17 protein-coding genes are annotated in these 24,037 nt (G+C 72.2%); 6 read left to right on the top strand and 11 right to left on the bottom strand.

What is annotated here, in order from left to right:
* Nucleotides 1–18 precede the first annotated feature (18 nt).
* On the bottom strand, nucleotides 19–1,155 hold the full coding sequence (locus tag ACGFNF_RS20735) for a hypothetical protein (RefSeq protein ID WP_393169909.1): 1,137 nt from the start codon (nucleotides 1,153–1,155) through the stop codon (nucleotides 19–21).
* 292 nt (nucleotides 1,156–1,447) lie between these two features.
* On the opposite strand from ACGFNF_RS20735, the gene ACGFNF_RS20730 reads away from it, so the two are divergent.
* Both ACGFNF_RS20730 and ACGFNF_RS20725 read left to right on the top strand, forming a co-directional pair.
* Complete coding sequence (locus tag ACGFNF_RS20730) at nucleotides 1,448–2,671, top strand: cytochrome P450 (RefSeq protein ID WP_393169907.1); 1,224 nt, start codon at nucleotides 1,448–1,450, stop codon at nucleotides 2,669–2,671.
* Entirely contained in the window at nucleotides 2,668–2,898 is a 231-nt protein-coding gene (locus ACGFNF_RS20725; RefSeq protein WP_357579853.1) for a ferredoxin, read from the top strand. The genes ACGFNF_RS20730 and ACGFNF_RS20725 overlap by 4 nt, the downstream gene beginning before the upstream one ends.
* A gap of 110 nt (nucleotides 2,899–3,008) precedes the next feature.
* On the opposite strand, the gene ACGFNF_RS20720 is transcribed toward ACGFNF_RS20725, so the two are convergent.
* Nucleotides 3,009–5,537 (bottom strand): LuxR C-terminal-related transcriptional regulator, encoded by a 2,529-nt coding sequence (locus tag ACGFNF_RS20720; RefSeq protein WP_393169905.1) that lies wholly within the window; start codon nucleotides 5,535–5,537, stop codon nucleotides 3,009–3,011.
* A 695-nt stretch (nucleotides 5,538–6,232) separates the two neighbouring features.
* Here ACGFNF_RS20720 and ACGFNF_RS20715 point away from each other — a divergent pair.
* Both ACGFNF_RS20715 and ACGFNF_RS20710 read left to right on the top strand, forming a co-directional pair.
* On the top strand, nucleotides 6,233–8,863 hold the full coding sequence (locus ACGFNF_RS20715) for a lantibiotic dehydratase (RefSeq protein ID WP_393169903.1): 2,631 nt from the start codon (nucleotides 6,233–6,235) through the stop codon (nucleotides 8,861–8,863).
* A 69-nt stretch (nucleotides 8,864–8,932) separates the two neighbouring features.
* The gene (locus tag ACGFNF_RS20710; RefSeq protein ID WP_393169901.1) at nucleotides 8,933–10,633 is read left to right on the top strand and encodes a thiopeptide-type bacteriocin biosynthesis protein; all 1,701 of its coding nucleotides are present in this window, start codon (nucleotides 8,933–8,935) and stop codon (nucleotides 10,631–10,633) included.
* Nucleotides 10,634–10,694: 61 nt separating this feature from the next.
* On the opposite strand, the gene ACGFNF_RS20705 is transcribed toward ACGFNF_RS20710, so the two are convergent.
* From ACGFNF_RS20705 to ACGFNF_RS20690, 4 genes are all read right to left on the bottom strand, one after another.
* Complete coding sequence (locus tag ACGFNF_RS20705; protein WP_393169899.1) at nucleotides 10,695–12,641, bottom strand: TOMM precursor leader peptide-binding protein; 1,947 nt, start codon at nucleotides 12,639–12,641, stop codon at nucleotides 10,695–10,697.
* Entirely contained in the window at nucleotides 12,631–14,319 is a 1,689-nt protein-coding gene (locus ACGFNF_RS20700) for a hypothetical protein (RefSeq protein ID WP_393169897.1), read from the bottom strand. The genes ACGFNF_RS20705 and ACGFNF_RS20700 overlap by 11 nt, the downstream gene beginning before the upstream one ends.
* Nucleotides 14,320–14,446: 127 nt before the next feature.
* The gene (locus ACGFNF_RS20695; RefSeq protein ID WP_132234202.1) at nucleotides 14,447–14,620 is read right to left on the bottom strand and encodes a thiazolylpeptide-type bacteriocin; all 174 of its coding nucleotides are present in this window, start codon (nucleotides 14,618–14,620) and stop codon (nucleotides 14,447–14,449) included.
* A gap of 356 nt (nucleotides 14,621–14,976) precedes the next feature.
* Nucleotides 14,977–15,291, bottom strand: coding sequence for a hypothetical protein (locus tag ACGFNF_RS20690; protein ID WP_357580554.1), 315 nt, complete (start codon nucleotides 15,289–15,291; stop codon nucleotides 14,977–14,979).
* 436 nt (nucleotides 15,292–15,727) lie between these two features.
* Between ACGFNF_RS20690 and ACGFNF_RS20685 the strand changes: the two genes are divergently transcribed.
* On the top strand, nucleotides 15,728–16,813 hold the full coding sequence (locus tag ACGFNF_RS20685; RefSeq protein ID WP_393170013.1) for a serine hydrolase domain-containing protein: 1,086 nt from the start codon (nucleotides 15,728–15,730) through the stop codon (nucleotides 16,811–16,813).
* Between the two features lie 103 nt (nucleotides 16,814–16,916).
* Here the strand turns inward: ACGFNF_RS20685 and ACGFNF_RS20680 are convergent, their stop codons facing one another.
* Nucleotides 16,917–18,041: a hypothetical protein gene (locus ACGFNF_RS20680; RefSeq protein WP_393169894.1), complete on the bottom strand. Its 1,125-nt coding sequence runs from the start codon at nucleotides 18,039–18,041 to the stop codon at nucleotides 16,917–16,919.
* A 148-nt stretch (nucleotides 18,042–18,189) separates the two neighbouring features.
* On the opposite strand from ACGFNF_RS20680, the gene ACGFNF_RS20675 reads away from it, so the two are divergent.
* The gene (locus tag ACGFNF_RS20675) at nucleotides 18,190–18,738 is read left to right on the top strand and encodes a hypothetical protein (protein ID WP_393169892.1); all 549 of its coding nucleotides are present in this window, start codon (nucleotides 18,190–18,192) and stop codon (nucleotides 18,736–18,738) included.
* A 268-nt stretch (nucleotides 18,739–19,006) separates the two neighbouring features.
* Here ACGFNF_RS20675 and ACGFNF_RS20670 read toward each other — a convergent pair whose 3' ends face one another.
* The 4 genes from ACGFNF_RS20670 to ACGFNF_RS20655 all read right to left on the bottom strand — a co-directional run bounded on the left by ACGFNF_RS20670 (nucleotide 19,007) and on the right by ACGFNF_RS20655 (nucleotide 24,023).
* Nucleotides 19,007–19,402, bottom strand: a complete 396-nt coding sequence (locus ACGFNF_RS20670) for a hypothetical protein (protein WP_393169890.1) — start codon at nucleotides 19,400–19,402, stop codon at nucleotides 19,007–19,009.
* Nucleotides 19,403–19,433: 31 nt separating this feature from the next.
* On the bottom strand, nucleotides 19,434–21,443 hold the full coding sequence (locus tag ACGFNF_RS20665; RefSeq protein ID WP_393169888.1) for a hypothetical protein: 2,010 nt from the start codon (nucleotides 21,441–21,443) through the stop codon (nucleotides 19,434–19,436).
* 311 nt (nucleotides 21,444–21,754) lie between these two features.
* On the bottom strand, nucleotides 21,755–22,621 hold the full coding sequence (locus ACGFNF_RS20660; RefSeq protein ID WP_393169886.1) for an alpha/beta fold hydrolase: 867 nt from the start codon (nucleotides 22,619–22,621) through the stop codon (nucleotides 21,755–21,757).
* Between the two features lie 139 nt (nucleotides 22,622–22,760).
* Nucleotides 22,761–24,023, bottom strand: coding sequence for a DUF6357 family protein (locus ACGFNF_RS20655; RefSeq protein ID WP_393169884.1), 1,263 nt, complete (start codon nucleotides 24,021–24,023; stop codon nucleotides 22,761–22,763).
* Between the last annotated feature and the right edge of the window lie 14 nt (nucleotides 24,024–24,037).

Raw genomic sequence — 24,037 nt, 5'->3', positions numbered from 1 at the left:
GTCGTTCCTCCTGTCCGGTCACTGAGGCGGTGTCGCGATCGCCGTCACCGCGGGGTGAACGACCCGCTGCTCAGGCCCCGAGAACCAGGTCAACGCGGTGGCGCTCTGACCGTCGGTCGCCGGCGCCAGGCTGGCGAAGACCAGCCCGGACCTGGTGCGTACCGACTGCGTCGGCAGTTGGCCCCTTACCCGGCTCCAGGAGCTGTTCGCCTCCAGACGCCACAGGATCGGGGCGCCGTGGGCCCAGACGGATGCCTCCCCGCAGGACCAACCGATCGTGGTGGCGTACAGCAGGCCGTCCTCCCACCAGAGGTCGACCACCCGGGAACCCCGACCATCCACGCCGAACGGGGTGGGGCCCTCCGCCGCATCGAGGCCGGGGGTCTCCTGCCTGCGTCCGGTGGCCGGATCCAGGACGGTGACGGTCGCGTTCTCCCGGCAGGCGTCGAAGTGACCGCCCTCGACGAAGGCCATTCGGGCTCCGCCGTAGGCGGTTGTGGCGGCGGCGGTCCCGCGGGAGACGGCGATGTTTCCCTTCGTCGTGCCGATCCGCTTGACCTGCCCGTCCGAGGAGGCGAGCAGCAACTGCTCCGGTCCACCGTAGGCCGCCGTGGTATCGAGATCGGCGCCAGCGAAGAGGGCCACCTCCGGCAGGCCGGCCAGGGCGGTGAGCTGCTGACTGAACCGCACCGGGGCGTCCAGCGGTTCAGGTGTGCCGTCGCGCCCCCGGGGCAACGCCAGCCGGTGGATCCTCCGCTTTGCGTCCACGACGAGGACCTCGTCCGTACCGACGGAGATGGCGCTTGAGCAGCCGACACAGGGGAGGGAGAAGCTGGTCGCGGTCGTGCGGTCGATGACCGCGACCGTCGCCTCGTCCGTGCCTGCGGCGGTCACTGCGAAGACGTACCGTCCGCTACTGGTCCAGCCCGGTGCCGTGCGGTACCCGGAAAAGTCGCCCTCGATCCGACTCACCAGCCGACCGTCGACCAGCAGGGCCAGCTCGTCGGCGGCGAGATAGGCCAGGGTGGATGGCTTCGAGGGCTCCGCAGGCGCGCTGGACGATCCGTCGAGCGGGTCGGCCAGCGGCGCGGGATCCCGGATGAGGTGATGGATCAGAAGCCCGAGCAGCACGGCCGAGAGAACGGTTGCGGCCATCACCACAGACTGCACCCGGGACATACGCATCGACGGACGACCCTCCACCTGACGTCGTACCTCGAGCTTAGGCCGCGGCTGTGACGGTCGCACTCCCCTCTGTCATCGCCCGTCGCGGCTGCTGATCCGGCGCGACGCCGCCGGCCGGTCGCCCGAGCCCGGGTCGGCCGGCCCGGCGGGACGGTCGCGGGCGCCGCACCGGTCGGGGCGACGGGGATTGTGTCGGCCTTCGCCGGTAGGTAACGTAGCGCATCGATATGGCTACCCGCTGCTATCGTCGGAGGTGGTCCATGTGACACGTGCCGTGGAGGCGGAACTGCCCCTCTGGCCGCCGGTCAATCCGACCCGAGGCCCGTTCACCCCGTTGGACGAAACCGAACGAGACCGCTACGTCGGCCCGGTGCGGCGGGTGCGGCTGCCCACCGGGGCTTCCGCCTGGCTGGTCACCCGGCACGCCGACGTCCGCCAACTGCTGCGCCACCCCGCTTTCAGCTCCGACTTCCGCCGCCCCGGCTTTCCGTTGCTGCGCCCGCTGCCGCCGCAGGCGGCCGAGGACGGCAGGGGCTCGTTCATCCAGATGGACGGTGGCGAGCACTCCCGCCTGCGGAGGATGCTCACCGCCGAGTTCATGATCAAAAATGTCCGCCGGATCGAGCCGTTGATCCAACGCACCGTCGACGAGGCGCTCGACGTCCTGGCTGCCGCCGGGCCTCCGGCCGACCTGGTGTCGTCCTTCGCCCTGCCGCTGCCGTCCATGGTGATCTGTCACCTGCTCGGCGTCCCCTATGCCGACCACGACTTCTTCCAGACCCGCAGCCGCACCCTGCTCGACCGCGAGATGCCGCCGGCGCGGGTCCAGCGCGACTTCGAGGAGCTGCGTGACTACATCCGGGCGCTCGTCGACGCCAAGCGGGCCCGGCCCGATGGGACGGACGACCTGCTCAGCCGGCTGATCCGGGAACGGGTCGAGCCGGGGGAGCTCGATGTGGACGAACTGGTCGGGATGGCGTTGCTGCTGCTCATCGCCGGCCACGAGACCACCGCCAACATGATCGGGCTGAGCGTCCTGCGGCTGACCCGGGATCCGGGGCAGTACGCGATCCTGCGTGACGAGCCCGACCGGGCGGCGGAGCTGGTGGAGGAGTTGCTGCGTTACCTGAGCATCGTGCGGTCCGGCCTGCTCCGGGTGGCCACCGAGGACGTCACGATCGGTGGTCGGCTGATCCGGGCCGGTGAGGGCGCGGTCGTGGTGATCTCCCTGGCCAACCGGGACGCCGACGTCTTCGACGAGCCCGACCGGTTCGATCCGTACCGGCAGGCGCACCAGCAGGTGGCCTTCGGGTTCGGGGTGCACCAGTGCATCGGGCAGCCGCTTGCCCGGGCCGAGCTACGTATCGCGCTGGTGGCGCTGGCTCGCCGTTTTCCCGGCCTTCAGGTGACGGCCGCGCCCGAGGAGTTGAGCACCCGGGACAGCTCGGTCGTCTTCGGACTCGACGCTCTGCCGGTGACCTGGTGACCGCCGGCGGCCGGCCCGTCGGCGACGAGGCGACGGTGCGGGTGGAGGTCGACCGGGACGCCTGCTGCGGGTCGGGCAACTGCGTGCTCGCCGCGCCGGAGGTCTTCGCGCAGGACGACTCCGACGGGCTGGTGCTGCTGCGGGCCGCCGCGCCGCCGGCGGGAAGCGGCGAGCGGGTCCGTCGCGCCGCCGATCTCTGCCCGGCCGGGGCCATCCGGGTCGTCTGAGGCCACCGGAGCCTGCGCTCGTCGACCTCCGGGAGCGCCGGCCCCGGGGGCGTCCGTCACCCTTGCCAGGCGTACGCCGGGCGACGCTGACGGCCGATGCTCCGCTCACCTCACCGAGGTTCCCCGGCGGGCGTCGTCGGGTGCGACCGGAGCATCGCCCGGGCCAGGCTCGCCCGGTTCGACACGCCGAGCTTGCGGTAGATCCGGCCCAGGTGGGTGTCGACCGTACGGACGCTCAGGAAGAGCCCGTGTGCGACCTCCACGCTTGTCATACCGCGGCTCACCAGATCGGCGATCTGCCGTTCACGCTCGGTCAGCACGGCCAGCGGGTCGCCACCCCTGGTTGACGCGTCGGGGACGAGACGGCTCTGCTGTCGGCGAACCCGATCGACCAGACGGGCCGAACCGCACTGTTCGGCGAGCGCGGCGGCCCGTCCGAGCCAGGCGCGGGCATCGTCGGTGCGGCCGGCGTCGACCAGTACGGTTCCCGCCGCCGCCATCGTCCGGCACAGGTCCAGGTCCAGTCCGCGACCGGCGAAGCATTCGACTGCCTGCTCCGCGTCGGCCAGCGCCGGGCTGGTTTCCCCGCGTGCGGCGTACAGCCGCATGCGGGCGCGCATCAGGAAGCCCTGACGGCTGACGGAGAGGTTGCGCACCGAGGCCTCGGCCAGGTCGACCCACCGGCTCGCGTCACGCGTGTCACCCATCCGGAGCGCGGCCATGGACAGCGCCTCGTACCACCGGGACCGGTTCGGCGGGGCGATCCGTGGCATCTCCGGGCCGCCGAGAGCGTCGAGCATCAACCGACGCCCGCGTTCCGGCTCCGCCACCTTGATCAGCAGGTCCGCCAGGAGGCAGGGCACGATCGCATCCTCGGCCGGCCCCTGGTCCCGGATCAGGGCGAGGGCCTGATCACCCAGGGCGATCACCGCGGCGGCCTCCCGGTCGGAGTCCTGCCAGTACCGTACGAGCGCGAGAAGCGCGGCGACCGAAGCCCGGGCCGTCGACGTGCCTTCCGGTTCGAGCAGTTCCGCAGCCTCCTCCAGGGTGCGGCCGGCCCGGTCGAGTAGTCCACGTTGCAACTCCACCGCCCCCAGCGAGGTCAGGATGGCGGGAAGGATGAACCGTTGCCCGGTTCGGCGGGCCTCCTCGGCACCCCGGGACAGGTGCCGTTGCGCCTCGGTGAACCGGTGCAGGGCGTCCTCCGTCGCGCCCACCAGGTAGAGGGCCGGCAGGTTGGTGACGACGCTGCTGTCCGGCGTGGTGTCCACCAGATCGGCCGCGATGTCGGCGGCCCGGTCTGCGGCGTCGCTGTCCGCGGCGAGCAGGTGCGCCATCGCCATCTGGGCGACGGCGGCCGCCTCCCCGAGCCGGTCCCCGTGCTGCCGGGCGATGGTGGCGGCCTCGCGGGCGTTCAGGCGGGCGGCTTCCTGATCGAGCCGGTCGAGGGCGAGTGCCGCCAGTTCCGTGTGCATGGCCACGGCCGTGGAGGGAGCGGAGGGATGGGTGCCCCGCAGCGCGGCCAGCCCCTCCCGGATCAGAACCGACGCCTCGGCGTGCCGGCCCTGGATCCGGCGTACCCGGACGGCGACTGCCATGGTCGAGGAGAAGTCCCCGCCAGGTATGCGGATCGCCCGGGGTAGGAAGGTGTGCACCAGTTGCTGCACGTCGCATCGACCGCCGCGCAGCAACTGGGCCCGCAGGGCCAGCACCTGCGCCTCGTACCAGCGGTCGTCGCCCTCGGGCAGCAGTTGCAGCGCGGCCTCCAACCACTCCAGGGCGTCGGCCGGTGCGTCGTGCATGGTGCTCCGCGCCGCGTCGATCAGAACGGGCAACTGCTCAGGACGGCCCGTGTCGAGGGCCCGGGCGATGTGGTGGGCGCGCTGGGTGACCGGAGCGCCGCGAGCCAGCAGTTCGGTCTCCACGCGCCGGTGGGCGGCGAGGCGTTGGCTGGGGCCGATCTGCGCGTAGACGAACCGACGGACGACGTCGTGCCGGAACGCGAAGCGCGGCAGCAACTGCACCGGGCGCATCAGGTCCAGCTCGGTGAGGGTGTCCAGGGCGGACAGTGTCTCCGTGACGTCCAGTCCGGCCACCGCGGCGAGCAGTTCCGCCGAACCGGGGGTACGCAGCACGGCGGCTGCCTGGGCGACCCGCAGTTCGCGGTCGGCGAGCTCGGCCAGCTCGCCGAGCAGGATCAGGTGCGCGTCGGTCATGGCCTGCGCGTCTGCGGCGGCCAGCAGTTGCAGGTAGAGCGGGTTGCCGTCACCCTCGGCGTGCAGCCGGGTCAGGTCCGGCCGGTCACCGAGCAGCTCGCGGGTCTGGCCGAGGTCCAGTGGACCCAGTCGGTGCTGGGTGAGCTGGCCGCGTGCGGCCGCCCGGGACAGCACCGCCGCCGCCCCACGGGACAGTTGTCGGTCCCGGTAGGCGAGGACCAGCAGCACCGGCGCGGTGGTGGTCAGTTCGATCAGCAGCTGCATCTGGTCCCGGTGCGCCGTGTCGAGCAGGTGCACGTCGTCGAGCAGGACAAGGGTGGGTTCCGCTCCCACCACGACCGGCGGACCGGTGCCCGTCCGGCCGGTGGCGGCGACCACCGTGAGGGTGTGCGCCCTGCCCTGCGCCGCGAGGGCGGAGATCAACGTGGTCTTGCCGATTCCCGGTTCTCCGGCGAGGGCGACGGCTGCGCCGGTTCCCGCGTGCAGGTCGTCGAGCTGACGACGGAGTGCGGCGAATTCCGTCCGGGGCAGCGGGTGACCGGTCGTGCGACCGGCTTTCCGTCGAGTCCTTACGAGCCGGTCGGCCGGGCTGGGCGTCATCGGACGGTGTCGCGGAACGGCCGCTGGCTGTGGCTGCGGGTGCGCGACCGCAACCCCAGTGTGATCAGAGAAGGCCGTTTACCTGGCATTAGGGATCCTTAGGGGGAAGATCCTCTTTGGGGATGTCGAGTACACAAGGCGGACGCTTCATAGTCAACAGCCCCCCGCACTCTTCGAACCGGCCAGATCTCGAGTTGATCGATCCAGGTGCAGTTTCCCGGCGGAGGAAGGATTGCCGTCGATCTGGCCCTGGGGTAGAAAGACGGCGGGCCGTTGATTTCAGCCGGGCGACGAGCGTGCCCGCCGCCGTCCAGAGCCGGTCGGGGCCGATAGAGCCGCGGTCTGCCACCCGGCACCATCCGGAGAAGTACGCAGCCAGCTACGCAGCCGGCACCTGCCACCGAGTACGTAACCGGATCCGTAGTTGTGCGGACGCCTCCCACGGCCACGGCTGCGAGTGTCGGCGGACACGCCGTCACCGTCCTCCACCGGGAAGCGGTCAGGGGAGAGGAGACAGGATGATCGGGACCACGGTCGGCGGGACGCCGGCGCCGGGCGTACGCCGGGTCGGGCCCGTCACCCGAGCGCCCGAGGTCACCGTGGCGCCGTACGCGATGGTGCGGGTCGCCGGTGTCACCCTCCCGGAACCGTCGGCCGTGACCGAGGAGTTCCGGGCCGTCGCCGCCCGCCTGCTGGAGCTGACCGCACGCGCCGAGCGAATGGCCGCGGCGCTCGCCGACGTGCTGCACGAGCAGGTCGTCCGGGCCGCTTCCGACCAGCGTCGGGTGCTGCTGGCCCTGCGCCGTGACGTGCACAACGGGCGCAGCCCGTCGGCGGCGTCGCGTACCCGGCTGGCCGGCTGGACCGACGACCTGCCCGGCCTGGCGTCCTGGCTCGGCCTCCGCGACGACATCGACCGGCACACCGCGGAGCTCGACGCCCTTCTCGCGCCGGCGCTCGCCGCCGACCGGGTCGCCCTGGCCGAGCTCTGCCGCGCCGAGGAGCTGTCCCGGGCCGTCGCGCTGACCAGCGTGGACCTGCTGCGGGCGCTGCGCCGGGCGGCCGAGCAGGGCCCGGCACCCGACGACCGGGCCCGCAAGTCGGAGGCCACCGTGCTCCGGTACGCGCTGCGGGCGGCCACCAGGACCGTGCCGCTGTCCTGGTTCACCCGCGTGGGCTGGGGCCGCTGGGACGGGCCGGTGCCGGACCCGACCGGCTCCCCGGAGGTGGTGGCGGTCGCCAACGCCGACCGGGCCACTCTGTCCGCCCTCGTCCACGCTGTGCTCCGGCACCCCGACCGTCGCGGCGATCTGCCCCACACGCTGGCGCCCGGCCTGTGGGTGGACGGGACGGTGATCCGGCTGCGTCGGCAGGCACAGGCCCCCGACGCGCCACCCGGGGTGCAACGCGAGGAGGCGCTGACGCTGCCGCTGACCCGGGCGCTGCGGCACCTGCTGGATCTGCTGGAGCCCGGCGGGGTGGCGACGCCGCATCAGCTCGCGACGGAACTGGCCACCCGGCTGCCCCGTCCGGCGCCGCAGGCGTCCGCGGCCGCTCGGGCGTACCTGCACGCGCTCGTCGAACAGGGCGTGCTCCGCCCCGCGTACCCGGTGGACCCGCAGGCCGTCGACGGCCTCGCTGCCGTCGCCGACTGGCTGGCCGGGATCGGCCTGGCCGACGTGGCCGTGTCGCTGCGGGAGATCGATGCCAGGACCACCGCGTTCGCCGGTCTCGACGCGACCGAACGGCCGGCGGCCCTGGCCGGGCTACGCTCCCGCTGGGACGCGGCCTTCGCCCTGCTCGGCGCGGACCGCACGGGTCGTCCGCAACCCCTCACCGAGGACGTGACCCTGGTCCGTCCGGTGGGCCTCGGCCGGGCCCACGGCCGGGACCACCGGGGCACCCTCGCCGCGCTGACCCCGCTCTTCGAACTGTTCGACCAGCACGCGGTGGTCCGCCGCCTGGCCCGGGACCGCTTCGTCGCCCGCTACGGCGTGGGCGGCCGCTGCGGGTCGCCGACGGAGTTCGCCGAGGAGTACGGTGCGGTCTGGCAGGCGACGCACCTGGTCGGCGTCGACGGCACCCTGGACCCGAAGCTCGACCTCGCCCCCGGTGACGAGCTGCGCGAACTGGCCCGGCTCCGGGCCGACCTGGTGGCCGCCGTCACGACCGACGACGACGGGAACCTGACCGTCCCCGACGGGCTGCCCGACGACGTCGCCTCCAGGCTGCCCCGTTGGCTCACCAGCCGACCCGGCTCGTACGCGGTCTTCGGACAGTCCTGCCACGACGGCGCGTCGTTCTGTGTCAATCACGTCTACGGCGGCTGGGGCCGGTTCACCAGCCGCTTCCTGCGGCAGCTCCCCCCGGAGGCCGAAACGGCCGTCGCCGCCCAGCTCCGGCGCCACCTCGGCGCCCGGGTGGCCCAGCTCCGTCCGGTCAACGGGTTCAATGGCAACCTGCATCCGCTGCTCGTCGGCGACGAGATCGCCGACGACCGCCGCCACGGAACCCTGGTCCCGGACGACCTGCACCTGGTCCACGACGTCGCCACCGATCAGGTCCGCCTGGTGGTCACCGCCACCGGTGAACCATTGGACGTGGTCTATCTCGGGTTCCTGGTGCCGGTGATGCTGCCGGAGCGCCTGACCAGCATGCTCACCGACGTGGGCACGGGATCGGTGGGACTGGGCGGGGCCATGGCGGCCCGACAGCTCCGCCGCACCCCGGTCGGCCCGGTCTGGTGCCGGCCCCGGCTGCGGTACCGGGAGGTGGTCCTCTCCCGGGCGGACTGGAGCCTCTCCGCGGACATCGTCGCCGCCTGGCGGGCCGAGCTGGACGCCCGGCCCGCCGAGGTGGGACGTACCGCCGTGCGCTGGCGACACCTGCTCGGCCTGCCCGAGCACGTGTTCGTCAGCGCCGCCGCCGTCGGGGGCGCGAAGGGGCTGACCGCATTCATGTCCTACCTGGAACAGCCCCGTTCCCAGTACGTCGACCTCGCAAGCCCGCTACACCTGCGTTGCCTGTCCCGGACCCTGGCCCGCTACCCGAACGGCGTCGTCCTGGAGGAGGCCCTGCCCGCCCCCCGTCCCGGGCAGCCGGCGACGGAGGTCGTGATCGAGCTGTACCGTGCGGGCACCGATGGGTGAGCCCCGGTCGACGGCCGCCGCCGACCTCGTCCTGCCGCGCCGGCTTCCGACCTGTCCGGAGGAGTTCCCATGCCCGTGACCGCCGCCCCCGTCCACCCTGGGCAGGGCTCCTTCCACAGCCTGCACTGCTATCTGCACTGGAGTGCGGAACACGTCGACGATTTCATCACCGGCACACTCACACCGCTCATGGAGGGACTGCGCCGGGACGGGACGATCGCCGACTGGTTCTTCATCCGCTACTTCGACGACGGTCCACACCTGAGGGTGCGGGCGCGGGGCGCCGAGGCGCACGAGCACCGCCGGTGGCAGGAGCAGTTGGTGGCCGCTGCCCGGGCCGCCGGCCATCCGCTGCTCGACCTCGGCACCGTCAGCCGTACGGGGTGGCCGGGGCACGCACAGGCCCGGCAGGTCGACTACGAGCCGGAGACCGAGCGGTACGGCGGCCCGGCCGCGCTGCCGGTGGCGGAGACGGTGTTCGGCACCTCCAGCCGGATCGCCGCCGAGGTGGTCGCGCGTACGCCGGGACCCGGCCAGCGGATGGTGGCGGCCACCGACCTGGTCCTCGCCACCCTGATCGCCCTCGACCTGGACATGCTCGCCGCGGCCCGATGGCTGCGCCGCAGCGCGACCGCCTGGCGGTGGCACCCGGAGAGCACCACGCTGACGGCGGGCACTGTGCAGGGGCCGGCGCTCGCCGCAGCCACCACGCAGGCCCGCTCGGTGGTACGGCGCTGGCACGAGATCACCGCCTCCGCGGCGGACGGCTCCCGGATCCGGGACCGTTGGGCCGCCCAGGTGCGCGCCGCCCGCGCCCAGCTGGAGAGCTCTGCCGGCGGCGGCGACCAGTGGGCCGGGGTGTGGGCGTCCCAACTGCACATGCTGCTCAACCGGTTGGGCATCCTGCCCGACGAGGAGCGATCCCTCTACCACTTCCTCGCCGCCGCCTTGCTGGCCCCGGACGGCCCCACCGACTTCTTCGCCGACGGCACCGCCAGCCCCGACCGGCGGTACCTGGCGGCCAGCAGCTACGCCCCGGGCCGCATCGAGTGGCAGCGGCCGCGGACGTCGGACCGGACGCGGCACGGCGCGCGGCGGCGGTCCGGTCCGCCTTTGGCCCTTCCTCCCGCCGCACCCGTGACGGCCGCGCTCGGCGACGCGCTCACCGCACGGACCAGCGGACGCGGTACGCTCTGCGGCCCGCTGGACGCCGCGCACCTGGCCACTCTGCTGTGGACCGCCAGCGGGGCGAGTGATCGGGCCGACGGGCCCGGGATGCGCCGACCCTACCCGAGCGCCGGCGCCAAGTACGCGGTCCGGCTGCGCCTGCTGGCCCGGGACGTGGCCGGCGTCCCGGCCCACCAGTACGACGTGGACGCCGAGTCCCGGCTCCTGCTGCCCATCGGCCCGGTGCCCACCGACGCCGAGCTGGCCACCGCGTCGATGTGGTTCAAGGCCGGACCGGCGACGCAGTCGGCGGACAGCCCGGCCAGCCAGGAACGGATCGATCTGTCGGTGCTGCCGGCGCTGCTCGGGGTCTACGTCGACCTGCCCGTGCTGCGGGCCACCTACGGCCTCCGGGCGCTGCGCTTCGGCATGCTCGAGGCCGGTCACCTGGCCCAGAACCTGGCCCTCACGGCGGCGGCGACGGGACTCGGGCTGGGCATGGTCGGTGGGTTCTACGACGACATCGCCCACGAACTGCTCCTCCTCGACGGGGTCGACGAGGTCCTCGCCTACCTGCTCCCGGTCGGCCGGCCCGCCGGGTGACCCCTGGCGGTCGGGCCCGCACGTCGGGCCCGACCCCCTGGCCGGGCCCGGGAGGGGACGGTCACGGGAAGGGATGCGGGTGCAGTGCCAGGTCCTCGTAGCGGGGCCGCCCGGGCAGGCGGCCCAGCGCCGCCGGCACAGTCAGCAGCCGGGGCAGCCCCCGCGTCCGCCGGTTCAGGTGACCGAACGTCATCGGCAGGGTGCCGGGGACAACCACCTTGGCAGCATGCAACCCGAGGGCCTGCCGCAGCTCGGGGATGCTCTGGTCGACGACGATCGTTTCCACCCCGGCCCGGTGGTGCAGGTCCGCGCAGAGCGCGCCGAACAGGGCCGCGAGGTCCTCGACGGGACGGGGCAGTACCGGCCACACCTCCCGCCAGGCCCGGGCCCGCCCGGCCCCGAGCAGGAACTCGTAGCGCGGCCGTGCTTCCGGCAGGCAGTGCAGCATCATGTGGTCGTCCATCTGGCGGACCAACGCGGCATCGTCGAGCATCGGCAGTAGCCGGTCGCGGTCCGCCCGCGCCGAATCCCCCTGCCACGTGTCGCGCACCTCGTGGAGGTTGACGACCAGCTCCACCACGGCTGAGTGGATCGCCGAGAGGGGATCCAGGTGGGCGCCGGCCGCGAAGAACGCCGTCGGCGCCCCCACGGCGGGCATCCGGTGGTGCGCCAGCGCGACGACCGCAGGCACGGCCAGGTCGGTGGTCGCGTCGAACAACCGTAGGTCGTAGTCGAGCAGGTCCAGATTGTCGGCGAGGTGCCCGACCAGGTCGAGTTCGTCGGGAAGCGCGACCTCCACCAGCGGGGTACGGGCGTACCAGGCCATCAGGAAGGCGTCCCGTTCGATCACCTCGAACAGGCCGTGCAGGGCCGCCTCCTCCAGGCTGTTGCCGAGACCGCAGCCGTTGGAGGACTCCGACAGGAAGGTCGCCGACGGGCGCTGCCCGAGGCCACCCCAGTACGCCGCGTGCTCCGGCACCGCCACGGACGTCGCCCGACTGGGCGACCACCCCGGCACCCACCACGTCGGCACGTCGGCGGCGTACGGGACGTGGTGGGCGCTGGGCAGGTCGGGCAGACCGAGGGCCGCGGGATCGACGGCGCGCTCCGGTCCCAGCTCCGCGAAGGACGACCACTGCCGGGCGGCGGGCCCGTGGGGGGCGTACCCGGCCAGTCGTTCCACGGCTTCGAAGAGCGCCAACCGATCGGCCTCCGCGGCGGTCGTCGCCCGGCCGAAGCCCGCCACGGTGACCGCCGGACCGGCGACCACCGCCCTGGTGACCGGCAGCCCGTACTCCTCGTGCCGGTGCAGCTTGACGACGTGGCCCAGCCGTGGCTCCAGCAGCGCCCGGCGAAGTCCCGCCAGGTCGGTCGCCGGGTTCGGCCGGCGTAGCCGCACCGGGTCGGCCGGCGGCTGACCGCTGCCGGTGAGCGGCGTCCCAGGTGGAGCCGGGGGCTGCCGGCTGAGGCATCCTTCGCAGCGAATCCCCACCGGCGCCACCGGATGGGCGGACACGCTCCCGTCGGGCGCGACGACCCAGAGCCGCGCGGCGGCGGACTGCGGCTCGGCCAACGCCGACCGGACCACCGCGGCGAGCACGGGCAGCAGGGCCGGCGCCGGCCGACCGCCGAGCCGCAGCTCGGCATCGCCGTGCGGTGTCCGGCCGCCCGGCGCCGCCAGCCTGGCGGCCTCCAGGCAGCGCAGGCAGGTGGCACTGTCGGCGCCGACCAGCGGACCCACCAGCGCCGTACCGCCGTCGAACCGGACGGGCAGGACGGTGCCGCCGGCCCCGGTGTACCGGTCGGCCAGCCGGCTCAGCAACGCCGGACTCCACCGGGTCGACACCACCACCGCCGGGCCGGAGCCGGCCCACCCGTCGTCCTCGGCCAGCACCGGGTACGGCGACCCCGCCCCCCTCAGCGCCTCGGCGAGCTGGCCGGCCAGGTCGGGGTCCGGCTGCCCGGGTCCGTCCCGGTCGTCCCCGGGCCACCGGGGGTCACCGGTCATCGCCGGCCCGCAGGACGACGAGCCCGACCGTACGCAGGGCGGTGGCCAGCGGAGCCGGCGGCGTCACCACGATCGGCTCCGCGGGGGCGCCGACGAGGGTCCGCAGTGACCGCCGGAGGGCGGCCTCCCGTTCGGACCCGTCGGGCATGGGCGCGGCCGAGCGGCTCACCCGTGGCGACGCTCCACAGGGGCCGTGCGAGTACGGCGGACCGGGCCGGTGTGCACGCCAGCCGACCGTGGCGACGGCGGCGAGAGCGGCGAAGGCGACGGCGTCGTGGGCCGTGGCCTCGATCGCCCAGCCGAGTTCCATCCACCCATCGGGGTCCGTCGTGTCCGGGCCGCCCACGACGGCCAGCTGCGCCCCGGGGGCGAGCCGGCGGACGTGCACGGTCGCCGGGACGCCGAGGCGGCGGGTCAGCGTACGCCACCAGCGGCGGGCTGCCGGCGCGTCGAACGCCGACGGGGGGACAGCCTCGCCTGACGTGATGCCGGCCGAGGTCACCGACCGGCGGGCGAGGCGGCGCAGCAGCACTCCCTCGGCATGGCTGCGGTCCACCCCGCAGGCCAGCACGGCGGTCCCTGCGGTGGACACGCTGAGCAGCTCCACCGCTGCCAGCGTGGCGTGCAACCTCGCCGTGGAGGTGTCCGGACCGTGCCCGGTGACGGGCGTCCCACCGGCCGGGCCGGGAACACCGCCGACCCGGCACCGGGCCAGTCCCACCGGCAGTTGTGGCAGGTCGTCGAGCTCCACCGGCGGCAACACACCGAGTTCCGGGTCCGTGAGGGAGGCGGGTAGGCCCGCGTGGACGGCGTCGTCCCGCCGGTCGGGGGCGTCGACCGCCGGTGACCGTACGCCGGGCGGCCACGGGTGGGCGGTGGCGCGCAGCGGGTCGCGCCGCACGACGAGCGCCGTCGGCGCGGCCGGGTCGGCCAGCTCGGCGAGCGCGCCGAGGAGCCGGTGCGCGGCGCAGGCGCCGGCCACCACGGAAACCGGGTCGCCAGGGGCCGTCGCCGCGCTGCCAAGCCCGAGCCGCTCGGCGATCAGGCCGGACTGGGCCCGCAGCTGCGGGCCCGGGCCGACGGGGGTGACGTAGCCGACCGTGGCGCTGGCCCCGGTCACCACGGCACGCCCGTCGCTGGCGGCGAGGGTGACGCGTCCGGCGTCGCGCGGTGCGTCGATGCGGGTCGCTGCCCGCCGGACCCGGGCTCCGGCGGCGGTCAACGCCTCGATGGCGGCGGTGGCAGCGGGGCCCGCTCCCGTGACGGTCACCGATTGCCGGCCGATGCCGGTCCAGGACGCGGCGGGGTCGGTGGCGACCGAGGCCAGCCAGGTGGCGACGGCGGGTGGCGGCACCGGAGCCGGTCCGCAGGCGTCGGCGGGGGCATGGGCATGCCCGGTGCCGGCCCAGTGCTCCGGCACCCGGACCAGCAGGTCGTGCTCCCGGAGCAGGTCGGCCAGCCGGTACAGGGCGAGGGCGACGGGCGGGCGTGGCGACAGGTCACGCAGGTCGGCTGTGGTCCGGCCGGACGCGAGGCGCCGGGTGAGCAGTTGCCAGAGCCGCCACAGCTGTGGCGCGCCGTCCAGGGTGAGGCTGGTGTCCCAGGACCGTAGGTGCAGCCCGCCGTCGATCCGGGTCGCCTGCACGGTGGGGCGGAGCTGCCAGGAACTGGTCGACATCTGCTCGCCTCACCGGTTGGGGAACGGCTGGGTCGTCGGAAGGAGTCCAGGGTTGGAGGGCGACTGTCGCCGGGCCCGGCGACAGTCGCCTCGTCACTCAGGCAGCGCGGTTCGCGCTCCGCGGCGGCTACAGCATCGGCTCGTCCGGACTGATGGAGCAGGAGCAGGACGCCAGGCACGCGCTGATCCGGGACGCCCCGGTCTCGGGGATCGCGACGGTGTCGCGCATGACCGTCACGGTCAGGCCGCTGAGGTCGAGATCGTCGAGCTCGAACTCGTCGTCTTCTCGTTCGATCGGCATGTGGTCACCTCCCTTCGAGGTGGGATGAGGCCCGGGCACGCCGGGATGGCAGAGATTCTTCCGGCGGCCGGTGCGGGGCGTCGTCAGTAGTTTTGCCGACATCACTACTTACCCACGCTCGGGGCCACCGCTGCGTGCCCGGCCGGGGTCCTCGCCCCTGGGCGACCCCTCGGTGGGTTACGTGTCATCCCGCGCACGACGCCCGGACCTTCATGGTGGGGCCTGTCCCGCCAATCGTGCTGGGCCGAAGCAGGCCCGCCGCCGTAGGACGGCAGACGAGCGGTGACCACCCGGCAGCGGTGGCGGCAGGCCCACGACCTGCTCGACGGCGAAAGCTGTGGCCCGTCGGTTCCGCTTCAGGCGCAGCCGCGGTACTGCAACGCACCGTCCTTCATGTAGGCCCAGAGTGCCAGGCCGTTCCAGTAGTCGTAGGTGAGTGTCCAGCCGTTGGCGGTGTTGCCGGTGGGGCCGGTGACGACCTGTCCGTAGCGGCGGGTGCCGTACAGGGTCGACTCGTTGGGGGCGGTGTACATGCCCGCGTAGTCCCAGACGACGGTGAAGCTGCTCGTCGTGCAGGCCGCCTGCGCCGTCCCGGCCGGCACGAGGGCCGTCAGTGCGGTCGCCGCGAGGCAGGCCGCCGTCGTGTGCAGTAGCAGTCGTCGCACGGTCACCGCGTCATCCTATCGATGGTTGTGGACGAATGTACTTCGACTGTGCCTTCAGCAGGCCGCTCTGTCGACGGACAGCTTCGGCGGTCGCACGGACCGGCACCGTGTCGGGCATCGGCGTCGGTGCACTCCGTCGCTGGTCGGACGGATTCTCCCGCGTGGGTCGGAGCCCGGGTCATTCCCGGTGGGGAGGCCAGTATGGATCCGCAGACTGACGTTTCCGGTTCGAGGCCGGTGGCACCATGAGCAGCAGTCACGTCACACGGGAGGCGACATGCACCTGTCACGCCGCAGTTTCCTGCTGGCCACCACCGGTACGGCGCTCGCGACGCCCCTGCTGGCCGGTGCCGGCCCGGCAGTCGCGGCCGGCCGTCCGCCCGCCGGGTCGCTGCCGGACGCGGCGCTCACCGCCGACCTGCGCGCGATCACCGAGGCCGGCATGCCCGGTGTGTTCGCCGAGGCGCGCGACGGACGGGACCGGTGGCGGGGCGCCAGCGGGGTGGCCGACGTGACGACCGGTCGACCGGTGCTGTCCGGGTTCCAGCACCGGGTCGGCAGCATCACCAAGACCTTCGTGGCCGCGACGCTGCTGCAACTGGTCGGCGAGCGCCGGATCGCGCTGGACGCCCCGATCGGCCGGTACCTTCCGGAGTTCGCGGTCGCCGGGGTGACCGTCCGGATGCTGCTCGACCACACCAGCGGGATCAGCGACTACGACCACGTCATCTTCGCCACCCCGGAGGACATCGAGCGGCACCGGTCCACCACGTTCACGCCGCGTCAACTCGTCCAGGCCGGCCTCGGTCAGCCGCCGACCGGGGAACCGGGCGCGGCCTTCTCCTACTCGAACACCAACTACATCCTGGCCGGGCTGATCATCGAGCGGGTCACCCGCCGGTCCGCCACCGACGAGGTGCACCGGCGGATCCTCCGGCCGCTCGGGCTGCGGCAGACGTACTTCCCCGGCGTGCGTCCCCGGATCGCCGGCCCGCACAGCAGGGGCTACGTCCCGTGGTACGAGGGCGAGCTGCGCGATTTCAGCGTCAGCAACATGTCCTGGGCCTGGACGGCCGGGGCGCTCGTCTCGACCATGGCCGACCTGAACACCTTCTTCCGGGCGCTGCTCGGTGGCCGGCTGCTCCGCCCAGCCCAACTGGCCGCGATGAAGACCACCGTGCCGTTCGACCCGGCTCAGCCGGAGGCCGCCGGCTACGGGCTCGGCCTCTACCGGATGACCTGGCCCACCGGCGACGTCTGGGGGCACGACGGCCTGGTCTTCGGGCACAGCGCCATCTCGCTGCACACTCCGAACGGTCGGCGGCAGGTGAGCCTCGCCCAGAACGTGACGCACTACGCGCTGCCCGGCACGCCGGACCCGATCGGCGAGGCGGTCGGCAGGTTCCTGAACACGGCACTGGTCGGTGAGAGCGCCGTCGCGGCGCGGACCGCCACCGTCGCCCGGGTGCCGGCGGTCGTCCCGGCGCCGGGCGCACCGACCCTGGTCAGGCCAATGCCGCAGCGCTGACGCTGTCGCCCGGCAGCCGCGACCGGACCCCGTACTCCGGTCGCGGCTCCCGGGCGGCTGCCCCGTCGACCCGCTCGGCGTCCGGCTCGCCCGCGTGACCGGTTCAGCAGGTCATGTCGATCTCCAAAACCGCGACCTCGTGCCGGTCGACCAGCAGCACGATGGTCTGTGGTTCCTCCTGGAAGTCCTCGTCGTCGGGTGGCCAGGTCGTCGGCAGCAGGCCGGCGTATCCGATGTGGACGTCGGCACCCATCCGGGCCAGGACGAGATCGATCAGGTCGTCGCCCAGGAACGTCGCAAGGTGATCGGCCGGCAGCTCCGGGAACTCGTCGATGCCATCCCAGCTCCCGTCGAACAGCTCGCTCAGGTGCATGCGTACCAGATTGCGGAGACCGGCACGCAGGTCGGCAGCCGGTACGGGCCGGAACGCCTCCTCGTCGTGTTCGTCCGCGTCCTCGCGGTTCTCGACCCACCAGCGGGCTGCGGCGGCCACCGGATCGCCGTCCCCGGGGTCGAGCCGGCCGATCCGGAACCGGAAGGTGACCGGGCTGTTGTTGTTGACCCAGAGCAGGTCGCTCAGCAACGTCATGATGCAGGCCAGCCGGGTCCGCAGGGCGGCGTCGGCGCCATCGGAGTCGGTGCCCGGCGGCTGTCGAACTTCCGGAGCCGGATGCAGCGAGACCCGCAGGGTGCTGCCGTCGAAGTCGCGGTGCAGCAGGTGCAGCGGCGCCGGCCGGTCCGGCTCGTCCGGCCGCTCGCTGCCGGTGGTCAGCCGGAGCAGATCGGCGTACGGGCCGGCCAGCTCGTCGGCGAGGAACCGCACCAGCACTTCCGCGCGCCGGTCGGGCGTCCCCACCACGGCCGAGATCAGGCTGACGAGTTCGGTCGCCACCTCCTCGTCGGTGCGCACCGGCTCGTACGGCCGTCCCGGCCCGACCGACACCCGACTGGTCAGCACCGTCGCGCCGGTGACCTCCGGAAGACCGGCGGCGTCCGCGATCTCCGTCAACGGCGGCGGCTCCGGCCACTGCTGATCCCGGCGGGACCTGGTCCGGCCGGACACCACCGTCGACGACCAGCCGGCAGCCTGCTCCGGCGACCACATCGCCAGCAGCCACACCGCCGCCACGCGTACCCAGTGCTGGTTCGTCAGCCGACGGCCGTCCTCCCGCCCGACCGGGTCGGGCTGTCGGTACCAGGAGTCGGTGTAGGCCGTGGTGCGTTCCACTGCGGCAACCCTTCCGCGTCGGGGAGGTGCGAAGGTAACAGGCGACGGTGACAGTTCCGTCCACAGTGCGGGGACGGGCGCCGTGGTCCGCTTGCGGCCGATGGCGTCACGGCCGGAACTGTCGGTCGGGGCTCCTAGGATCACGGCCATGTCGGCTGCCTTCACCGCGCTGTGGACCCAGGACGTCTGCCGGGAGCTGCGCAGGCACCGGGTCGGCGAGCGGCCTCCGGTGGCGTTCAGCGGGGTGCACCAGTCCCTGCCCAGTTGGACCAGCGTCAAGGTCGGCGACTCCGTCTTCGCGCTGCACGTCAACCGTTGCGTGCTGCACGTGGTGAGCCGCCTCCGCGTCGTCGACAAGCAGCGGCGCGACTGCTGCGGCAGCGCCCCGGTGACCTGGCAGGATCCGGCCCATCCGGGCCACGACGCCTGGGCGATGCTCGGTGCGGACGGGTGCGGAGCGGTCCCGGTGCATGTCGAGGCCACCCCGATCCGCTTCGACGTCACCGTTCCCGGTGACCTGCTCGGCACGCTGACCTGGCGCAACCGGCGCGGTGACCAGCGCACCCTGAAGTACGTCGTCGACGGCCGTCTCGAACGCTCCGTCAGCCTCCAGGGCGTCTACCGCCTGACCGACGAGTCCGCCGCCGCACTGGGCGCTCTGCTCGACAGCTCGCCAGCCCCGAGCCGATCGGCATAGCCGCCCCACACGGCCCGGTCAGTCAACGACAAGTTGTCGCCGCCGCAGCGCTGCCTCCGCGTCGTGACATCGGTCCCGACACGCAGCCACGCTGGGAGATCGCAACCTGTCCAGGCCCGACCCTGGCGCCCGGTCTCCGGGCCGGGCGAGGACCACAACGGCGCCGAGCGCCCTCCCGGTCAGATGCTCGGAGAGCTTGTGCACCGCCAGCTGACGGGACCGGATGCCGATGGGAGGGCGTCGCTGGCAGACGCCGATTGTCGGCGGGCTACAGGTTGTTTATCCGGGCCAGCAGCTCTGCCTCGGTCAGGTCTTCCAGGACCGCGTCCTGCTTGCGGGCCAGGACCGCCAGCAGCTTCTCCCTCTCCAGCTTCTTGGCCGCCGCCGCCTTCGCCGCCTGATCCTCCGTGAGGCGGACGGCGATGACGTGCTTGACGACCTCCAGCTTGGCCTCCAAGGTTGCCTTGGCCGGATTGGCCTCGGTGGCCACGAACGACTCGGTGTCGACGGCCTTGAGCTCGGCGTTGACCGCCTTGGCCACATCATCGAGGCTGAAGCCGGACCTGGAGGTCAGCGGAAGCTCCCACAGCTGTTCCGTGGTCAGCAGTCCCTTGGCCGACGGATAGCGGAACTTCTCCCGTGTGGCCTTCTCGAAAATGGTCACGGCAGCCTCTCTGGAATATCTGGGTAGGGAATCAGAACTGGATGCTGATGAGGCGGCGCCGCCCGCCGGTCATGGTCACCTTGGCGACCACAGAGCTGCGGACCGTGGAGCTGAAGCCGAGTCCGGAAAGCTGATCCGGAGACGGCTCGCACCTGGTGCGGTCGCCGAGAACCTCGAACACCTTGCGGTGCGGTTGCAGGTCGCTGCGGAGGAACTCGTTGTAGATCCCCCGTGTCGGCTGGTCGTTCTCGCACCCCTTCAGGATGAAGAAGTAGTGCCGGTTGCCGACCTCGTTGTCGTCGAAGTAGTTCGGCGAGTACATGATGGTGGACACCGGTACGAACTGTTCGGTGGCAATGCCCCACAACTCCTTGCCCGCACTGCCCGCCTGCACGTCCTTACCCGGCCGGAAAGCGGTGATCACCCCGCCGGCAACCGTCATCCGGCCCACCTCGACGGTCTCCTTGTGGCCGACCGCGCGCTCGTGGCGGTAATGCTCGATCTTCCCGTTGCTCTCGGTCTCGATCACGAAGCCGACCTGGGCGCTGTCCCGCTTGCGGTACTGGTTCACCTCGATCCGGTACTCACCGTCGGGGACACGGTCGGCCCAGGTGACGTTCTCCACCGGCTCGCGGGAGAGCGTCCCGCCGGCGTTCATGTCGACGTCCAGCTTGTTGCGCTTCTCCTGGTACCAGATGTGGTCGCCGTTGGGTTCGTACACGTGCAGGTCCAGGTCGTCGTGGTTGAACCAGGACAGGCTCACCCGCAGCTTGCCGGTGACGTTGCCGCCGGCCCGCTTGACCTTTTCCCTGATCGAGTCGGTGACGTTGCCGCCGTACGACCAGCCGAAATCGTTGTCCCACTTGAACAACCGCGGAGCAGCCGGGCACCTGCCGGTGGTGAGGCTGACGAGGTGCGGCTCGTGGGTGTTGGCAACCCACAGGTCGATGGTGGCGGTGCCGGGCAGGATGTCCTTCATGAAGGAGACCACGGGAATCTCCTCCGGCTTGGCGTCGCGAAGGAGCACACCTGACGACCGGGTGGTGGCCGCCTGCATGAGCAGCCCTTCGATGCCGTCCTTCATCCGTGCCTGGGTGTCGTTGTCGACCCACAGCACATTGGTGACCGACACGTCGGACAGCCGGGCGAACCGTCGCTGCAACGACTCCTCGATACCCAGCTCGGCAATGGTCCTCATGGCGGCCTTGACCATGCCCGGGGTGATCAACGCCGTGGGGCGCTGGTAATTCTGCGGCGCCACCTTCGCCTCGAACGACCGGACCGCCTGCTCCAGGTCGACGCCCGCGGAGAGATCCTGGACGAGGGTGCCGATCACCGTGTTGCGGAACCGGGCCGCCGGGTTCATGGCGTTGGCGAAGACGAAGGCACGTCGATCGGTCGCCTGGGTCCACTGGTTCTGCAGCGAGCGGAACTCGGTCACCGCCCTGCGATGCTCCGCGCCGCGGTAGAGGGCGTTGTCGTCGACGAGGTCGACGACGGTGTCCAGAGCGTGCCGGGTCAGCTCGGCCAGGCCACGCTGGAAGACCTGCACCGCGGCGTCAAAGTTGCCCTGTGCCGCGCCGACGTCCTCGATGCGATGCCGCTTCTCCACCCGGCCGTGCAGGTGGTGCCACACCTCGACCTGGCCGTCGCGCAGCGTTCGGGTGGTCTTCGTCCCGTACTGCGCCTGAGTGGACCGGAAGATGGTGGACAACGGCAGCGAAAGAACGAACTCGTCCAGAGCGGCGGCGACGACGGAGAAGACCGGGTCGGATGCCGACACGCCGGACCAGACGGTACGGACTCGCCCGTCGTGGATCTCGACGACGTTGCCGAAGTGCTTGATGAAACCGCGGCAGGTCGAGCAGTCGTACTCGGATCGCTCACGGAACCGCAGATTGGTGCCGGCGGGGAAGGAATCGAGAAAGGTGAGCCAGAGTGAGTCCCGGTCGAGACCGTCGCCGACGGCGTACAACTCACCCCTGGACATCGTGGACAGACGCGAACTCACATCCGTCACGAACTGCTGGAAATCGCCCACCGTTCATCCCCCTTGATCGCCGGAGATCCTACGCAGCGAACGCCAACCGGAGAAACGCGTTTCTGGCTGTCCGCATGGTCGCAGACGGGCGCCGGTGGCCGGCGGTCAGTCGACCGGAGCGCGTACGGCGGCGGGGTCCTTCTCAGGCACGCCAGGCTCGCACCGAGGGACCGTGTGAACGCGCGCTCGATCAGGTGCTCGCTCATGCCGCAATCCGCGCGTCACGTCAAGTGAGCGGGGCGGTACGCCGGCAGCGCCCGGGACTGCCGAATCGAAGTGATCCGAGCTGTCGCTGATGTCTCGGTGGTTCGTCAGGAACGCTTGCGGGTCTGCGTCGCGACCGCCGTCCGGAACGCCGCGGTGAACTGGTCCGGTGCTTCCAGCCAGGGATGGTGGCCCGCGTTCGGGATGAGGGCGACCTCGCACGCGAGGTGGGCTCCGAGCCGTCGCAGGGCCTCGGCGGGGCGGCTGTCGTCGGCCCCGCCGATGATCACAGTGCCGACGGGAAGGCGTTCACGGAGTTCGTCGACGTGTGATTCGAGCGGGTCCGCCTTCTTCGCGGCGTTGAGCTGGCTGTTCATCACGTAGTTGACGGGCCGCAGCGCGTGGGCCGACGCCAGTGCCCAGTCCCAGGCCCGATTCCGGTCGGCGTGGTCGGTGAACCACGACAGGGTGAGGTATTCGATCTCTTCGGCGTCAGTCCGCGAGGCGTTCGCTTCGAGGTCGTCGAGCCTGTCTTGCTGCGCCTCGCTGCGTCGAGCCCGCTGCGCCGCCCGGTCCGCATCGCGCCAGGGATCCAGGAAGGGCCCGGCGATCTGGATCAATCCCGCGACGCGCTCGGGATGCGCCAGCGTGAAGTAGCAGGCCAGGTTGGTCCCGAACGAGTGCCCCACCAGAACGGCCCGGTCACGCCCCCACGCATCGAGTAACAACGCCAAGTCTCGAACGTGGCGGGCAATCGTATGCTCTCCCTCCCAGCCTGATCCTCCCGTGCCTCGCTGGTCGTAGCGATGGATCGGGCACAGGTCTTCGACCATGCCGGCGACCGGGCCGAGATAGTCGGGCAGTCCCGGCCCTCCGTGCAGCATGACCAAGGGAATGTCTGCGTGGTCCGGGGAGCCGGTGGTCCACGTGCGCAGCTGTGCACCGTCATCCAGCTCGATCACCGCTGTAGACATGGACGAAGGGTACGCACGTCGACTCTCCGCTGCCGCTGTCTACTCGGGACAGGGGCCTGGGATGCCCCGCGAACGTCGAGGCACCCCCGGCCGAACCGCTGGACCTTGACGCTGCGGTCGTCACGGGTTCCCTCTGGGACTACCGGGCGTCGCGCCGACGACGCGCGCGCTCGAACTCGGCGACATCCGACATCCAGGGACCGTGCTGTTCGAGTGCGGCGCAGCCGCCGCGGACGAAGGCGCTCACCAGGTTGCGGTACCCGCCGATCCCGTCGACCAGGCTGTACTCGACCTGGTACTGCGGATCCGACCCGGATTCCCCGTGTCGCACCGTCGTGATCCGGGCGATGGAGTCCGCGTAGAAGTGCAGCTGGATCCCCTCGCCCATCTCCTCGTCCTCGATGGTGAACACTTCGTTGTCCCCGGCAGAGCGATCGGCGACGAACTCCCAGAACTCGGCGGAGGCGGTGCGAGGACCGTCCCGTAGCCACTTCTTCTCGCCGCCCTTGTCATCGGTGAACGACAGGGCCGTCTTCCTCGCACTCTCCCCGCGGTCGGCGTGGTCGTCGGCAGCCTCCTCGTCGTCATCCACTGGGGTGCGCCGAGCGCGGTCCGCGGCCTCCGAGCACATCAGAAAGCTCACCGTCCGCACCGCGTCATCGACGAGTTCGGGGTACGCGCGGCGCACGGCCGCGTCGACCGTCGCCGCCATCCGGTCCCAGTCGCGCTTGTCCGTGGCCCGGTGTCCCCGCCGCGGATCGAGGCCGATCCGCATCCCGGCGCATGCCTGCTCCGCGGTGGCGATCACACGCGTGACCTGGGGGAGCAGTGCGGGGTCGACGGCTTCGGGTATCCGCCTTGGAATCGTCGCGCCATGCAGATACTGGCCCGTGTACCGGAGAATCGCGGCGTCGAGTGGCCCGAGGACCGCTCCGCGCTCGGCGCGACGGCGGTTGGCGTGATACTCCTGGGCACGTTTCTCGTCCGACCCATCCGTCGCCGCGCGCATCGCCTCGCAGACCTGGCCGCGCTCAAGTAGCTCGATGTCGGCGCCGTGGGCGACGAGTCGGCTCCTGTCCCACGGGATGCGCTGGAACAGCGCGTCGACGTCCGCGGGCGAGGAGAGCAGGACCGGGTCCAGGAGCGCGACGGCGGCGTCCTCGTCGAGCCGGCCCCGAGTTCCGGCGGCGTCACACAGCGGAAGGACCGCACTCCACAGCAGCAGGTGTCTGGCCAGGTCCTCCCGGATCACCGCGAGATGGGCCTCGGAGATCGGGAACGTGAACGTGCGAGGCTCATGGTTGGCGTCGGCCCCGGCGCCGAGCATCAGCTTCAGCTCGCCGTCCTCGCGGACCACGTTCGGGATCCAGCCGCTGCTACGCGTGAAAACGACGTCTCTCACCGCTGAGGCCTCGC

Origin of the sequence: Micromonospora sp. NPDC048868, assembly GCF_043198195.1 — a bacterium.
GTDB lineage: Bacteria > Actinomycetota > Actinomycetes > Mycobacteriales > Micromonosporaceae > Micromonospora > Micromonospora reichwaldensis.
Note: the sequence above shows the minus strand (reverse complement) of the source record. Positions and strands in the feature narration are given on the sequence as shown.

What these genes read in the sequence shown, in the direction of transcription:
- ACGFNF_RS20735 (WP_393169909.1), bottom strand. Translation starts at nt 1,155, where the DNA reads ATGGCCGCAACCGTTCTCTCGGCCGTGCTGCTCGGGCTTCTGATCCAT.
- ACGFNF_RS20715 (WP_393169903.1), top strand. Translation starts at nt 6,233, where the DNA reads ATGATCGGGACCACGGTCGGCGGGACGCCGGCGCCGGGCGTACGCCGG.
- ACGFNF_RS20710 (WP_393169901.1), top strand. Translation starts at nt 8,933, where the DNA reads ATGCCCGTGACCGCCGCCCCCGTCCACCCTGGGCAGGGCTCCTTCCAC.
- ACGFNF_RS20705 (WP_393169899.1), bottom strand. Translation starts at nt 12,641, where the DNA reads ATGACCGGTGACCCCCGGTGGCCCGGGGACGACCGGGACGGACCCGGG.
- ACGFNF_RS20700 (WP_393169897.1), bottom strand. Translation starts at nt 14,319, where the DNA reads ATGTCGACCAGTTCCTGGCAGCTCCGCCCCACCGTGCAGGCGACCCGG.
- ACGFNF_RS20695 (WP_132234202.1), bottom strand. Translation starts at nt 14,620, where the DNA reads ATGCCGATCGAACGAGAAGACGACGAGTTCGAGCTCGACGATCTCGAC.
- ACGFNF_RS20685 (WP_393170013.1), top strand. Translation starts at nt 15,728, where the DNA reads ATGCCCGGTGTGTTCGCCGAGGCGCGCGACGGACGGGACCGGTGGCGG.
- ACGFNF_RS20675 (WP_393169892.1), top strand. Translation starts at nt 18,190, where the DNA reads ATGTCGGCTGCCTTCACCGCGCTGTGGACCCAGGACGTCTGCCGGGAG.
- ACGFNF_RS20660 (WP_393169886.1), bottom strand. Translation starts at nt 22,621, where the DNA reads ATGTCTACAGCGGTGATCGAGCTGGATGACGGTGCACAGCTGCGCACG.